10 protein-coding genes, 1 tRNA gene and 1 pseudogene are annotated in these 12698 nt (G+C 68.1%); 7 read left to right on the top strand and 5 right to left on the bottom strand.

The annotated features are described in order from the left end of the window. On the bottom strand, window positions 1-1072 hold a 1072-nt coding region (locus ACILRB_RS09965; protein ID WP_395666139.1), incomplete at its 3' end, for a hypothetical protein. Between the two features lie 319 nt (window positions 1073-1391). On the opposite strand from ACILRB_RS09965, the pseudogene ACILRB_RS09960 reads away from it, so the two are divergent. The 4 genes and pseudogenes from ACILRB_RS09960 to ACILRB_RS09945 all read left to right on the top strand — a co-directional run. Beyond that, window positions 1392-2324: pseudogene (locus tag ACILRB_RS09960) on the top strand (transglutaminase family protein); the annotation flags it as partial. 141 nt (window positions 2325-2465) lie between these two features. Continuing rightward, window positions 2466-3788, top strand: a complete 1323-nt coding sequence (gene proS / locus ACILRB_RS09955; protein WP_395666138.1) for a proline--tRNA ligase — start codon at window positions 2466-2468, stop codon at window positions 3786-3788. Window positions 3789-3841: 53 nt separating this feature from the next. Then, on the top strand, window positions 3842-5062 hold the full coding sequence (locus ACILRB_RS09950) for a lipoprotein-releasing ABC transporter permease subunit (RefSeq protein ID WP_395666142.1): 1221 nt from the start codon (window positions 3842-3844) through the stop codon (window positions 5060-5062). Between the two features lie 2 nt (window positions 5063-5064). After that, complete coding sequence (locus ACILRB_RS09945; RefSeq protein ID WP_395666137.1) at window positions 5065-5772, top strand: ABC transporter ATP-binding protein; 708 nt, start codon at window positions 5065-5067, stop codon at window positions 5770-5772. Window positions 5773-5776: 4 nt separating this feature from the next. Here ACILRB_RS09945 and lipB read toward each other — a convergent pair whose 3' ends face one another. Continuing rightward, a complete protein-coding gene (lipB, locus tag ACILRB_RS09940) occupies window positions 5777-6511 on the bottom strand; it encodes a lipoyl(octanoyl) transferase LipB (protein WP_395666136.1) in 735 nt (244 codons plus the stop codon). Window positions 6512-6675: 164 nt separating this feature from the next. Here lipB and ACILRB_RS09935 point away from each other — a divergent pair. From ACILRB_RS09935 to ACILRB_RS09925, 3 genes are all read left to right on the top strand, one after another. After that, window positions 6676-6760 (top strand) — tRNA-Leu (locus ACILRB_RS09935). Window positions 6761-7219: 459 nt separating this feature from the next. After that, window positions 7220-8467 (top strand): chromate efflux transporter, encoded by a 1248-nt coding sequence (chrA, locus tag ACILRB_RS09930; protein ID WP_395666135.1) that lies wholly within the window; start codon window positions 7220-7222, stop codon window positions 8465-8467. Window positions 8468-8768: 301 nt separating this feature from the next. Further along, entirely contained in the window at window positions 8769-9266 is a 498-nt protein-coding gene (locus tag ACILRB_RS09925; RefSeq protein WP_395666134.1) for a DUF3455 domain-containing protein, read from the top strand. Between the two features lie 29 nt (window positions 9267-9295). Here ACILRB_RS09925 and ACILRB_RS09920 read toward each other — a convergent pair whose 3' ends face one another. The 3 genes from ACILRB_RS09920 to ACILRB_RS09910 form a co-directional block, all read right to left on the bottom strand. Further along, window positions 9296-10276, bottom strand: coding sequence for an aldo/keto reductase (locus ACILRB_RS09920; protein ID WP_395666133.1), 981 nt, complete (start codon window positions 10274-10276; stop codon window positions 9296-9298). Window positions 10277-10376: 100 nt separating this feature from the next. Beyond that, window positions 10377-10967, bottom strand: a complete 591-nt coding sequence (locus ACILRB_RS09915) for a putative colanic acid biosynthesis acetyltransferase (RefSeq protein WP_395666132.1) — start codon at window positions 10965-10967, stop codon at window positions 10377-10379. Then, entirely contained in the window at window positions 10964-12157 is a 1194-nt protein-coding gene (locus ACILRB_RS09910) for a glycosyltransferase (RefSeq protein WP_395666131.1), read from the bottom strand. The genes ACILRB_RS09915 and ACILRB_RS09910 overlap by 4 nt, the downstream gene beginning before the upstream one ends. Between the last annotated feature and the right edge of the window lie 541 nt (window positions 12158-12698).

Below are 12698 nucleotides of genomic sequence, written 5' to 3'. Positions count from 1 at the left end.
CGCGAGAGTCGAACGACACGTTGACGGCAGCCGCGGTCTTGCCGGTACCGCCGACGCACGCGCGGAGCGCGCCGAGGTGCTTGTCGAGCGCCTTCGCGAGCGCGGCCTTGTCGGACTCGCGCGGGTTGGCGCCCTCCTTCGCCACGCACACGAACGAGCAGGTGCCGCGATCGGCGATGGGCACGCCCGCAGGCCACGCGCCCGCGGCGCCCGCCGTCACGCCCTTCTGCTCGACGGGCGGCGTCTTCTGTTCGGGTCCGGTTCGATCCGGGGGCGTCGCGGGAGTGGGGGCGGGCGCGGGCGGCTCCGCCGTGTCCGGCGTGTTCGACTTCGACTCCCGCTCCTTCGGGACGCGCTTGTGCTCGTACTTCGGCTCGTCACCGACGGCGATGTCGAAGACGCCGCGCACGCCGAGGGTGAGCCACTCGTGGATCTTCTGGTCCTTGATGTCGGCGTCCGTGTCGCCGATCGGCGCTGGCGCGCTGATGGAGGCCGACGAGAACTGCCCGACGGAGAAGTCGACGAACGGCCCGATCGCGAAGCTGTCGCTCACCCGGTAGTCGCCGCCGACCTGGAAGTCGACGAACTGGAGGCCGCGGAGCGAGACCGAGACGCTCTGGCTGCCGGAGCTGATCGACTGGCCGAGGATCTCGTATCCGAACCCCACGCCCAGCCAGGGATCGAAGATCTTCCCCGGCAGGATGTGGAACTGGCTCTCGATCCCGAAGCGGATGTCGTAGACGTTGCAGCTCACGTTCGACTTGTCGCAGGTCGGGTTGTCGCCGATGAGCACGAAGCCGTACTGGAAGAAGCCGCCGACGAAGAGCCGCGGTATGCGGTAACCAAGGTCGATCCAGATGGGGATCTGACCCTTGAGGGCGCTCGTCCCGGAGTCGTCGTCGCCCTCGAGGTCGCGACCGAATCCCTTCCCGAAGCCCGTTCGAAAGCCGAGCTCGACCCCCGTGGGACCGGGCCAGTCGTCGTCGTCCGCCCGCGCCTCCCCTCCGCCCGCTCCGAGACACACGACGACGGTGACGCCCGCCAGACCACTCCGAAGCCACGATGCACGCATGTGCGCTCATCCTACGCCGGCTTCCGCCGGGTTGCCGACCTCGAAGGCGTCGACACGCCCGCGCCGGACGCCCTTGCCGGGCCGAGAGGGGCCTGAAAGACCTCGCTGTGTTAGCGTGCAATATACACGCATGTGCTGGCCGCGCGCTTCTGCGTCTAGGCGCGCCGAGTCGGTACGAGCTATATTCACGGCGCATGTCACGTCGTCTCTTCGCCGCTCTCGTGGGGCCAATGGTCGTGCTCACGGTCTGGACGGCGTGTACGGGTGACGATCCGGAGACGGGAGAGACGGGGGCGCTCGGGCAGCCGTGCAGCGGGGGATCCCGCTCTGGCTGATCGACCGGCTCTACCGCAACCTGCTGATCGACGTGACGGGCAACACGCACCGCTCCGAGATCTGCATCGACAAGCTCTATTCGCCGGACGGGCCGACGGGCCGCCTCGGCCTCGTCGAGTTCCGCGGCTTCGAGATGCCGCCGGACGCGCGCATGAGCCTCGCCCAGCAGCTGCTGCTGCGCGCGCTCATCGCCTGGTTCTGGCGCGAGCCGCAGAACGGCAAGCTGGTGCGGTGGGGGACGAGCCTGCACGACCGCTTCATGCTGGAGCATTACGTCTGGGTCGATTTCCTCGACGTGCTGGCCGATCTCGGCCGCGCCGGCTATCCGTTCGATCCGGTCTGGTTCGAGGCGCAGCGCGAGTTCCGCTTCCCCTTCTACGGCGAGATCGAGCACGGCGGCGTGACGCTCGAACTGCGTCAGGCGCTCGAACCCTGGCATGTGATGGGCGAGACCGGCGCCATCGGCGGCACGGTGCGCTTCGTCGATTCCTCGATCGAGCGGCTCCAGGTGAAATGCCATGGCTTCGTGCCGGGCCGTCATGTGGTCGCCTGCAACGGGCGGCGCATGCCCATGGCCGAGACGCAGACGGCCGGAGAAGCCGTCGCCGGCGTGCGCTTCAAGGCGTGGCAGGCGGCGATCGGCATGCATCCGACCGTGCCGGTCCATGCGCCGCTGACCTTCGACGTCATCGACGAATGGACCGGGCGCTCGACCGGCGGCTGCGTCTATCACGTCGCCCATCCGGGCGGGCGCAATTACGAGACCTTCCCGGTCAACAGCTATGAGGCCGAGGCGCGCCGCCTCGCCCGTTTCCAGCCGTTCGGCCATACGCCGGGGCCGATCTTCGTTCCGCTCGAGGAGCGCAACGCGGAATTCCCCATGACGCTCGACCTGCGCCGGCCGCGCTGGATCTGAGCCGTCGATTCCGGCCCCGGGCGCGGCCCGGGGTCGTTCCGTCCTGCGCCGGCGCCCGCCGCCGGCGGCTTTGCGTTTCGCGCGGCGGCGGCCTAAAGCTTGCGGAACCTTTCCGCCTGAGCCCGGACCCTAAAGCCCCCCATGCGCCTCACCCGTTATTTCCTGCCCGTCCTGCGCGAAAACCCCAAGGAAGCCGAGATCGTCTCGCACCGGCTGATGCTGCGCGCCGGCATGATCCGGCAGGAGGCCGCCGGCATCTATTCCTGGCTGCCGCTCGGCCTCGCCGTGCTGCAGAAGGTCGGGAACATCGTGCGCGAGGAGATGAACCGCGCCGGCGCCGTCGAGCTGCTGATGCCGACGCTGCAGCTCGCCGACCTCTGGCGCGAGACCGGCCGCTACGACGCCTACGGCCCCGAGATGCTGCGCATCAAGGACCGGCACGAGCGCGAGATGCTTTATGGGCCGACCAACGAGGACATGATCACCGCGATCTTTCGCGCCTCGGTGCGCTCCTATCGCGAGCTGCCGAAGATCCTCTACCATATCCAGTGGAAATTCCGCGACGAGCAGCGCCCCCGCTTCGGCGTCATGCGCGGCCGCGAATTTTTGATGAAGGACGCCTATTCCTTCGACGTCGACGAGGCCGGGGCGCGGCTCGCCTACAACAGGATGTTCGTGTCCTACCTGCGCATTTTCGCGCGCATGGGCCTCAAGATCATCCCCATGCGGGCCGAGACGGGGCCGATCGGCGGCGACCAGAGCCATGAATTCATCGTTCTGGCCGAAACCGGCGAATCGGCGGTCTATTGCGACAGGGCCGCGCTCGAGCTGCCGACGCCCGGCGAAGACGTCGACTATGACGGCGACCTCGCGCCGATCGTGAAGCAATGGACGAGCCTCTACGCCGCCACCGAAGACGTGCATGACGCCGCCCGTTTCGAGGCCGAGACGCCGGAGGAGCGCCGCGTCGCCACGCGCGGCATCGAGGTGGGGCAGGTGTTCTTCTTCGGCGACAAATATTCGAAGCCGATGAACGCGCTCGTGACCGGCCCCGACGGCGTCGACCGGCCGTTCCAGGGCGGCTCCTATGGCGTCGGCGTCTCGCGCCTCGTCGGCGCGCTGATCGAGGCCAATCATGACGCGGCGGGGATCGTCTGGCCGGCCGCGGTCGCGCCCTTCAACGTCGGGCTCGCCAATCTCAAGGTCGGCGACGCCGCGACTGACGCGGCCTGCGAGACCGCCTACGCCGCGCTCGAAAAGGCGGGCGTCGAGGTTCTTTATGACGACTCCGACGACCGTCCCGGCGCCAAATTCGCCAGGCTCGACCTGATCGGCCTTCCGTTCCAGCTCGTCGTCGGGCCAAAAGGCCTCGCCGCCGGCAAGGTCGAGCTCAAGACCCGCGCGACCGGCGAACGCGTCGAACTGACGCTGGAGGAGGCGCTCTCCCGCCTCGCCGCGGCGTGAGCCAGGCCGGGGAGGGGGCGCGGGCCCCAAGGCCGTTCTCGCCGTTTGAATGGATGATCGCGCTGCGCTATCTGCGCGCGCGCCGCCAGACCGGCTTCGTCTCGGTCATCGCCGGCTTCTCCTTCGCCGGCATCATGCTTGGCGTCGCGACGCTGATCGTCGTCATGTCGGTGATGAACGGCTTCCACCGCGAGCTGCTCGACAAGATCGTCGGGGTCAACGGCCATATCTTCCTTCAATCGGCCGGCGCGCCCCTGACCGACTATGACGAGGTCACGCGCGAGGTTTCGGAGATCAAGGGCGTCTCGCTCGCCATCCCGATGATCGAGGGGCCGGCGGCGGTCTCGACCACCAACATGGCCTTCGCCCTGGTGCGCGGCGTGCGCGAGGCCGACGTCAAGCGCCTGCCGGGCGTCGCCGGAAACGTGCGCTCCGGGACGCTCGACGGGTTCGACAAGGCGGGCGGGGTCGCCATCGGCCAGCGCATCGCCGACAATCTCGGCCTGCGCGTCGGCGACAGGATCAAGATCCTGATCGCCAACGGGCCGCAGACGCCCTTTGGCGTCGCGCCGCGCAGCAAGGTCTATCCCGTCGTCGCCATCTTCCAGATCGGCATGGCCGAATTCGACAATCTTTTCGTCTACATGCCGCTGCCCGAAGCGCAGAGCTTCTTCAGCCGCGACGGCGAGGCGAGCGTGATTGAGCTGTTTTTGTCGCATCCCGAGGAGATCGACGCGGTGCGCGAGCGGCTCGACGCCAATCTGACGCGCCCGATGCTGATGACCGACTGGCGCGAGCGCAACAAGACCTTCTTCGACGCGCTCACCGTCGAGCGCAACGTGATGTTCATCATTTTGACGCTGATCGTGCTCGTCGCCGCGCTCAACGTCATCTCGGGGCTCATCATGCTGGTGAAGGACAAGGGCCGCGACATCGCCGTGCTGCGCACCATGGGCGCGACGCGCGGCGCGATCATGCGCGTGTTCCTCATCACCGGGGCCTCGATCGGGGTCGTCGGCACCTTCGCGGGCTTCCTGCTCGGGCTTCTCGTCGCCTCCAATGTCGAGACCATCCGGCTCGCGCTGAACCGCGCGCTCAACGCCAACCTGTTTCCGGCCGAGCTTTATTTTCTGTCGCGGCTGCCGTCGGTGGTCGATCCGGTCGACGTCGCGAGCGTCGTCGGCATGACGCTGGTCCTGTCGATTCTCGCGACCCTCTATCCGTCATGGCGCGCGGCGCGGCTCGATCCCGTCGAAGCGCTGCGTTACGAATAGCCATGCAGGCCGAGACGCCGAACGGCGCGACCCCGGCCCTGCGCCTCGCCGCCGCGGAGCGGCGCTACCCGCAGGCCGACGCGCCGCCGCTCGAAATCCTCAAGGGCGCCTCGATCGACCTGTGGGCCGGCCAGTCGGTCGCCCTTGTCGCGCCGTCCGGCGCCGGCAAGTCGACGCTTTTGCACATCGCCGGCCTGCTCGAGCGCCCCGACGCCGGCGAGGTTTATGTCGCCGGGGCCAGGACCTCGGCCATGGCCGACGACGCGCGCACCGCGCTGCGCCGCGGCGAGATCGGCTTCGTCTATCAGTTCCATCATCTGCTGCCTGAGTTCTCGGCGCTCGAGAACGTCATGCTGCCGCAGATGATCGCCGGGCTTTCGCGCCGGGAAGCCGCGCGCCGCGCGCGCGAGATTCTCGACTATCTCGGCCTCGCCGCGCGGGCGACGCACCGGCCGGCCGAGCTTTCGGGCGGCGAGCAGCAGCGCGTCGCCATCGCGCGCGCCGTCGCCAACGGCCCGAGCCTGCTGCTCGCCGACGAGCCGACCGGCAATCTCGACCCCAAGACCGCCGATCACGTGTTCGCGGCGCTGGCCCAGATCGTGCGCGCGACGGGGCTCGCGACGCTCATCGCGACCCACAATCTGGAGCTCGCCGACCGCATGGACCGGCGCGTGACCCTGCAGGACGGCCTGCTGGTCGAACTCGACTGACCGGTCAGACGCGCGTCGTCGGCCCGAAGATCGCCTCGAAGCCGCGCTTCAGCGCAAGGTCGGCGTCCGCCATCGTCACCGGCAGGCCGAGGTCGACGAGGCTCGTCACGCCGTAATGCGCGGTCCTGATCCCGCAGGGCACGATGCCGGAAAAATGCGAAAGCTCCGGCTCCACATTGAGCGATATGCCGTGCAGGCTGACCCAGCGTTTGACCCTGACGCCGATCGCCGCGATCTTGTCTTCGGCCATTTCGCCCGAAAGCCCGCGCGGCTTGTCGGGCCGCGCCGCCCAGACGCCGACGCGGTCCTCGCGCCGCTCGCCGCGCACGTTGAATTCGGCCAGCGCGGCGATGATCCAGGCCTCGAGCGCGGCGACATAGGCGCGCACGTCCTGGCGGCGGCTGCGCAGGTCGAGCATCACATAGACCACCCGCTGCCCGGGCCCGTGATAGGTGTATTGCCCGCCGCGCCCGGTCCGGTGCACGGGAAAGCGCCCGGCCGCGACAAGGTCCGCCGCCCTGGCCGACGTGCCGGCCGTATAGAGCGGCGGGTGCTCCAGAAGCCAGACGAGTTCGCGCGCCGCGCCGCAGGCGATGGCGGCGGCGCGCGCCTCCATGAAGGCGACGGCTTCCTCATAGGGCGTGAGCGGGGCGGTGACGCGCCATTCGGCGGGCGCGCCGTCCTGGCGGCGCCAGTCGAGGGGCGCGATGGAGTCTCGGGGCGCGAAAGCTTGCGTCATGGGCGGCAAGGTTTCATGGCCCGGGCTTTCATTCAAGGCTTCGGCGCCGCGTCGCGCAGGTTTCGGCGGCGTTCGCACATTCTTCGCGTCAAAACGCTTGTCAGGCGTCCGGGCGTTTGTTAGATGACCGGCCTGCCCACGAAGCAAGCTTCGGCGCGGCGGATGCGGCCATGGCGGAACTGGTAGACGCGCTAGCTTGAGGTGCTAGTCCCGAGAGGGGTGGAGGTTCGAGTCCTCTTGGCCGCACCATTTAAATACAAAGTCATGTTGTTTCTTTATTTGTACGGCGCGGCGGTCGGTCAGCGGCGCCTTCGCCGATCCACCTTCCGGAAAGCCCGAAAGACCTGTCGGCGGCGAGCTCAAGCTCGGCTGGCGGTTGAGATCGTCCGCGGGCGATCAGTCCCGTGCGGCGCCCACGCGCTTTTGAAGAGGGCGGCGATCTTCGGCCCGCCGCTTTCTGCCGCCGACGCCCGGCGCGACGCCGTCAATGAGGCCAAGGGCTCCCCTGCGCGCAACGCCATGAGACGATGCCTGCGAGGCTGCGCCGCCGCGCGCATTTCGATGAGGAGGAGTGGTCTTTCCGCAGGACGAGCGCGTCGCCTCGCGCCTTGGCGGGCGAATGGCCGGTCGACGCCGCTTCGAAGCGCCAAAAGATGAACTTCGCGCATGCTAGAGTCGCCATCGAACGCCGCTCGCGAGTCGCATCCAATGTCTGATGACGCAGGTGGAGCCGCGCCCATCGTCAAACATGATTCGGCCGAATCGGCCCGTGCGCCGGGCGGCGCCACGGACGTGCTGTGGGCGTTCCTGAAGCTCGGCCTCACGTCGTTCGGCGGACCGGTCGCTCACCTTGGATATTTTCGCAACGAGTTCGTCGTCCGCCGCAAATGGATCGGCGAGGATGAATACGCGGACCTTGTGGCCCTGTGCCAGTTTCTGCCGGGACCTGCGTCGAGCCAGGTCGGCTTCGCGCTCGGGCTGCTGCGTGGCGGCCCGCTCGGCGCCCTGGCCGCGTGGGCGGCGTTCACGCTCCCATCCGCCATTATGCTGGCGGCTTTCGGGCTGTGGGCTGGCGCGGCGGGCGGCGCGCCGGGATCGGCGCTCGTTCATTCCCTCAAGATCGTCGCGGTGGCGGTCGTCGCTCAGGCGGTGTGGGGAATGTCGAGCTCGCTCGCGCCGGACCGGACAAGAGCGCTCATCGCGCTCGCCGGCATGCTTATCGTGATCGCCGCGTCGACGGCCGTCGGACAGATTACGGCGATTGCGGCCGGCGCTCTGGCCGGCGTTGTTTTTTGCAGGGGGCTGCCGGGCCGGCCGCCAGCCGGCCAGCTTCATTTTCGGATTGCAAGGTCCGTAGGCCTGTTTGCGCTCGCGGCCTTCGCCGCGCTGCTCGTCGTTCCGTCGCTCATGGCGCAGGCGACCGGGTGGCGCGGCGCGGCGCTGTTCGCCTCGTTCTACAGATCCGGCGCGCTGGTGTTTGGAGGCGGACACGTCGTGTTGCCGCTGCTTCGCGCCGCGGTCGTCGACAACGGGTGGGTTTCACCGGACGCTTTTCTCGCCGGCTATGGGTTCGCGCAGGCCGTGCCCGGTCCGCTATTTACCTTCGCCGCCTATCTCGGGGCGGTCGATCATCTTGCGCCGGGCGGAATTGTGGGCGCCGGCCTCGCGCTTGTGGCGATCTTCCTGCCGGGACTGCTCCTTGTCGTCGGCGCGCTTCCCTTCTGGGACTCGTTCCGGACCCGGCCGTTTGCGCAGGCTGCGATGCGCGGCGCCAACGCAGCCGTGGTCGGCGTCCTTGGCGCCGCGCTTTATGACCCGGTCTGGACGAGCGCGATCGAGGGGCCGAAGGACTTCGCTTTGGCGGCCAGCGGGTTTGTCCTGCTGACTGCATGCAAAGCCCCTCCGTGGATCATTGTCGCGCTCATGGCGGTCAGTGGAATGTGGCTCAGGCTTTGAAGGGCCATGCGCGGCGACATGCCAAAGCCGAAGGCTTTATCGCGGCTGGCGCCATGCGCCGGCAGGGCCGCTGGATCTCTCCCGACGCGTCGCCCCGCCCATGTCGCGCGACGCCAAGACGGACTTGGCGAAAGGCGGGGATCAGGTTCGAGATGCGAGTCCTGTCCGGCCGGGCGCGCGGCGCGTGTCCGGGCTTCGGCGGCCCGAGGCTGTGCGCCGGGCTCCGCGCCTTTCTGGCGGGGAGGGAGCGGGGCGTGCGATGATGCGGCCGGCGAGGATGGGCGCGATCGGGGAATCGGCGATGCTTAAGACGATGGTCGGGGTTTTCTTCATGCTGGGTCTCGCGCATGGCGCAAGAGCGGAGGACGCGACGGTCCCGCCGGCCGGATCGAAGCTGCTGCTCGAGGCGGACGCGGCCGGCGTTCAGGTCTATGTCTGCACGCCGTCGGAGACTGGCGAAAACTGGGTCTCCGCCGGCCCCTCGGCCTCCCTGTTCGGCGCCGGCGGCCGCGAGATCGGCGTCCATGGCAAGGGCCCCATCTGGACGCTTGACGACGGATCGGGCGTGATCGGCGAAACGACGGCGACGGCGGAGGCGCCCGAGCCGCACGCCGTCCCCTGGCTGCTTCTCAAGGTCAAGGAGCATGTCGGGACTTTCGGCGCGCTCTCGAACGTGACCTATGTCCGGCGGGCGTCGACCAAAGGCGGCGTCGCGCCGGCCGACGGCTGCGACGCGGCGCGCCGCGGCGACATCGCGCGCATGCGATATTCGGCCGTCTATCAGTTCTACGGACCCTGACGCCAGAGACGCGCGCGGTCGAGGCGGGCTCAGGGGCGTCCATGCGCGCGCTGCGCCGACGCGGCGAGGACCGTCTTGTTGACGAACTCCACCACGTCGGAGCGCGGCGGCCGCGCCGCCCGCGCGCAATTCTGGTCGACATGCGCCGCCTGCGACATGACGATCGCGACGACGCCGGTCGGATTCTCGCCGAAGGCGTAGTCGAGCAGAATCTCCGCCGTCATGAACGGCGGCCCGTAGGCGAGCTGCGAGGCGAGCGAGGCGAGCCGGCCGCCGTCGCCGACGAGCAGCTGCGAAAGCTTTTCATAGGCCTTGTCGAGCGCGCCGGCGAGAACGAGAAATTCGCCGTCGGCCGGCGGCGCGCCCGCGCGCACGCGTTCGATCGTGCGGTCGAAGGGATTGCTGCGTGTTTCGAAGACGCTGAAATGCCCGCAGGCGCGCGCCGCCTCGATCGCGTCGGGCGCGCCGGCGACGCCAAGGAGCTTCGCGCGGCCACTGGCCTTGAGACTCGCCAGCGCGTCAAGGACATGCGGGTCGCGGCAGGCGTCGACGCCCGGATCGTCGATCAGGAGAATGTCGACATGGTCGGTCTGGAGGCGGCGCAGGCTGTCTTCCAGCGCGCTTTCGAAGCGTTCGGCGCGCAGCGGCGCGCGCGACGGGGTCCTGAGGCCCTTGAAGGACGACGAGCCGAATTCGGGGAAAGCGGCGAAGGCGCCGCGTCTGAAGGCGAGAAGGAGGCGCGAGAGCGGCGAGGTCGTGGGGCGCCGCGAACCAAGCCTCGCCACGACGACGGCGTCCTCGCGGCGGCCCTTGAGAAAGCGTCCGAGCGTCGCCTCGGCTTCGCCGTCTCCGTCGGTCGGGCCGATCTCAAACCAGGTGACGCCGCGATCGAAGGCCTGGTCGAGCAGGCGGCGGGACTGGTTTTCGGAGACGAGCGACCCGAGCTGCGCGCACCCAAACCCGAGGGCGGAGACGCCGCGGTCGAGGCCGGGACAAAAAACCGTTCGCATGGACGACGTCCTTCAAGCTCGCTTGAAGGTCGAACAAAGCGTCGCGCCCTGTCAATCGCCGGAACGAGGGACAGGCGCGGGCGGCGCCCGTCGTCGCGCGCTACTCGGCGGCGCGGGCCAGAGGTTCGTCGAAGCGCAGGTTGCGCTCCTTGATGAGACGCGCCGGATTGCCGCCGTGAATGGTCCAGGGCGCGAGATCGCGGAAGGCGCAGCCGCGGGCGCCGAGGATCGCGCCTTCGCCGAGCGAGACGCCGGGGCCGACGAAGGCCTCCGCCGCGACCCAGGCGCGCTGGCCGATCGAGATCGGCTTGGCGACGGTCTGGAAATACAGATCCTCGACGTCATGGCCGGCCGAGCAGAGATTGGCGCCCTGCGACACGATGGCGTAGTCTGCGAGGCGGATCTGCTCGACGTTGTAGACGGTGACTCCGGGCCCGAGGATCGCGAAGCTGCCGACTTCGAGATGCGGCGGATACCAGACCTTCACCGTTCCGTAGACGACGGCGGTGGGGGCGATTTTCGCGCCGAAGAGGCGCAGGAGAAAACGCCGCCAGGCGTGCAGCATCGGCGGCGTCCAGGAGGCGCACACGCCCCAGACGACGATCCACGTCGCGCGGAAGGCGCGGTTCTTGAGCGAGTAGGTCGGCCCGCCCTCATGCGAGCGTGAGGATTTCGCGTCGAGTATCTTCATGCGGCTTTCAATGTCCTGAAGATGTCGATCAGTTCGGGGGTCATCATACCCATGTCGAATTTTTCAAGATAGGTCGCGCGCGCGCGCTTGCTCATCTCGAGCTTTTCGACCGGGGAAAGGGCGACGAACTGGGCGAGCAGGCGCGTCACGCCGCCGACGTCGTCATTTTCGACGAAGCCCGCGCGGCCGGCGACGACCTCGCGCCAGGTGTTCACCTTGTTCGTGGTCAGGACCGGCCGGGCGCAGGCCATCGCCTCGGCGACGACGATGCCGAAATTCTCCTGATGCGAGGGCAGGACGAAGGCTTCGCAGGCGCGGAAGGCGCCCCATTTCGCGTCGCCCTTGAGCATGCCCGGCCAATGCACGCGGCCGTCGATCCCGAGCGCGCGGGCGCGTTCCTGAAGCTGCGCGACCGATCCGACCGAATCCGGGCCGGCGACGACGAGGTCGAGATCGGGGTCTTTGGCGGCGATTTGGCTGAAGGCCTCGATCAGGAGGTCACAGCCCTTCTTGGGATGGATGCGGCTGAGAAACAGGACGAAGCGCCGTTCGCCGAGGCCGGGCGCGAGGGCGCGGAAGGCGGCGATCTGCGCTTCGGGGTCGCCTTCGACGTCGACGACGCCATAAGGCACCACCTTGGAGCGCGCGCGGAACGGCCAGAACGAGGTCTTGGCGAGCTCCTTTTCTTCTTCGGTCGTGAACATGACCGACGTCGCCCGATTGATCAGCCGGCCCTCGCTCCACAGCCACAGCGCCTGCTTGAACAGGCCCTTGATCGGATCGATCCGGTTGAAATAGGGATCGAGCATGCCGTGGGCGTAGACGAAATAGCGCACGTCGCCGCCGCTCAGGGCCTGGCGCGCCGCAAAGGAGGCGTAGTTCCACAGGCCGTTGACGATCACGGCGTCATAGCGCGCCGCGTTCGCGCGGATCCAGGGCGCGAGCTTCGGGCTGTAACCGTAGCGCATGAGCGGAATGCGCTGCTTCCAGGACTTGTAGCCGGGGTCCGCGTTGCCCATCGGATAGACCTTGAGCGACGAGGCGAGCACCCACGGGTCGTCCGGCAGGTCGAGCGAGACGATCTCGCGTTCGCACCCCTGTTCGAGAAAAGCGGGAGCGGAGGTGTAGATCCCCGCGACCGGACCGCCGTACTCAGGGTTCACCGTCGGAATGATGTGCAGGATGACCATGCGAATATATATTCCGTCCGCGCAGGAGTGAGAAGCAAAGTCTAGGCCGCCTTATGGGCGCCTGCCGCATCAGCGGCAATTTTTATACGTAAACTTTGTTCGGAGCAATGGAGGCTCCATCTTTGTCCGGAATGACGGCTTCACTTCAGAGTTGTTGTTTCAGATATGTTTTGAGCATGCCGGCCAATAAAGAAGGCTGGTTCGGCGAACAAACGCGCTACATGTCTCCAGCGATCGCAGGCCTATATGCTCATTGCGATGCGCATGTGAAAGCGAACGACAAGCGCAAGCTTCACAACCGCTGATATAGCGCCGCCGACGTCGGGCTTGGCCGCGATGTCCTTCCGCGTGTTTTTGACGCAGCTGCGGACGAGGCGCGGCCGGCGGCGGGATCCGGCAAGGCCCTCGCGCGGTCACGGCCGCCGCGCCCGCCTCACGCGCCGGGAACCAGTGAAGCCTGCGCCAGGGCCCGCGGATGCGACGTTTCGCACATCGGCGCGCGCACGGGGGACATGGTTCACGGTCGGTTGGCGAATCGGGT

The organism is Methylocella sp. (assembly GCF_044226135.1).
In the GTDB taxonomy this organism is placed as follows: Bacteria; Pseudomonadota; Alphaproteobacteria; order Rhizobiales; family Beijerinckiaceae; genus Methylocapsa.
This window is presented reverse-complemented; position numbering and strand designations above follow the sequence as displayed.

Coding starts and splice junctions, on each gene's coding strand:
- proS (WP_395666138.1), top strand. CDS start 2,466: ATGCGCCTCACCCGTTATTTCCTGCCCGTCCTGCGCGAAAACCCCAAG.
- lipB (WP_395666136.1), bottom strand. CDS start 6,511: ATGACGCAAGCTTTCGCGCCCCGAGACTCCATCGCGCCCCTCGACTGG.
- ACILRB_RS09945 (WP_395666137.1), top strand. CDS start 5,065: ATGCAGGCCGAGACGCCGAACGGCGCGACCCCGGCCCTGCGCCTCGCC.
- ACILRB_RS09910 (WP_395666131.1), bottom strand. CDS start 12,157: ATGGTCATCCTGCACATCATTCCGACGGTGAACCCTGAGTACGGCGGT.
- ACILRB_RS09920 (WP_395666133.1), bottom strand. CDS start 10,276: ATGCGAACGGTTTTTTGTCCCGGCCTCGACCGCGGCGTCTCCGCCCTC.
- ACILRB_RS09915 (WP_395666132.1), bottom strand. CDS start 10,967: ATGAAGATACTCGACGCGAAATCCTCACGCTCGCATGAGGGCGGGCCG.
- chrA (WP_395666135.1), top strand. CDS start 7,220: ATGTCTGATGACGCAGGTGGAGCCGCGCCCATCGTCAAACATGATTCG.
- ACILRB_RS09925 (WP_395666134.1), top strand. CDS start 8,769: ATGCTTAAGACGATGGTCGGGGTTTTCTTCATGCTGGGTCTCGCGCAT.
- ACILRB_RS09950 (WP_395666142.1), top strand. CDS start 3,842: ATGATCGCGCTGCGCTATCTGCGCGCGCGCCGCCAGACCGGCTTCGTC.